Origin of the sequence: Streptomyces sp. NPDC048566, from assembly GCF_043199735.1 — a bacterium.
Lineage (GTDB): Bacteria > Actinomycetota > Actinomycetes > Streptomycetales > Streptomycetaceae > Streptomyces.
Genome location: NZ_JBICWL010000057.1, coordinates 1 through 1,255, shown reverse-complemented (window position 1 = coordinate 1,255; position 1,255 = coordinate 1). Strand labels below are relative to the sequence as shown.

1 protein-coding gene is annotated in these 1,255 nt (G+C 69.1%); it reads left to right on the top strand.

Features of this window, described 5'->3' with window-relative positions; genetic code table 11:
* Nucleotides 1-273 precede the first annotated feature (273 nt).
* Nucleotides 274-1,255 (top strand): ISAs1 family transposase (locus ACGFS9_RS32750; protein WP_393258638.1); only part of this gene is annotated, 982 nt, incomplete at its 3' end.

Here is a 1,255-nt window from a genome sequence, read left to right as displayed (position 1 = left end):
CCAGGGCGGTTGCAAGTTCCGGGGTAGTGCGGCTGGTCGGGTAGCGACCGGTTGGGGTGCATAGCAGAACAGGCACGGGCTTCGTGATCATTGTGGTGTCTAAGCCCGATGATCACGAGGTGGCCCGTGCCTGCCGCTGTATCTTCTCCTATTCCTGCCGTGCTGGTGAAGCTGGGTCCACTGGATGCCGGTCGGATCGCTGACCTGCGGCCCTACTTCGACTCGGTGCCCGATCCGCGCTCCCGGCGGGGCCGGTGGTACTCGCTGACCGCGATCTTGCTAGTGTGTGCCTGCGCGGTCGTCTCGGGGGCCAGGAGCATCGACGAACTCGCCGAGTGGGGCCAGCGTGCCTCGAACGCACTCCTGGCAGTGTTCGGGATCCGTCGCCACCTGCTCAGATGGCGGCACACTCCGTCGCCGGCCACGATCGGCCGTGTGCTGGGGGCTGTTGACGGTGATGCCCTGGACCGGGCGGTGGGTGCCTACCTGGCCGACCGGCACCGCGCCGCCACCGAGCCCGCCCAGGCGCCGTCGCCCTCCGCGTCCGGGCGGCTGCGCGTGATCGCTGTCGACGGCAAAGCACTCAAGGGATCAGCCCGTCTGGCCGCGACGCGCCGGCATCTGCTCTCCGCGGTCACCCACGGCACCGTCATGAGCCTCGCACAGGTGGAGGTCGGTGCGAAGACGAACGAAACCACACACTTCCAACCGCTCCTGGCGCCGCTGGACCTGGCCGGCGCCGTCGTCACCTTCGACGCCCTGCACTCGGTCAAGGCGAACGTCTCCTGGCTGGTCGAGACCAAGAAGGCCCACTACATCGCCGTGATCAAGACCAACCAGCCGATCGCCCACCGCCAGCTGGCGGCGCTGCCGTGGCGGGACATCGCCGTCCAGCACACCGCCTCCGCCTCCGGGCACGGCAGGCGGGAGTCCCGCTCGATCAAAACCTGCGCGATCGCTGAGGAACTCGGCGGGATCGCCTTCCCTCACGCCCGCCTGGCCATCCGTATCCACCGCCGCCGCAAGCAGTCCGGCAAGCGCGAGACCCGTGAGAGTGTCTACGCCGTCACCAGCCTGGACGCCCACCAGGCCGGCCCGGCCCATCTGGCCGCAGCGATTCGCGGGCACTGGGGAATCGAGAACTCCTCGCACCACATCAGGGACGTCACCTTCGCCGAGGACGCCTCCACCGTCCACACCGGGACCGCACCCCGCGCCATGGCGACCTTCCGCAACCTCGCCATCGGCGTGCTGA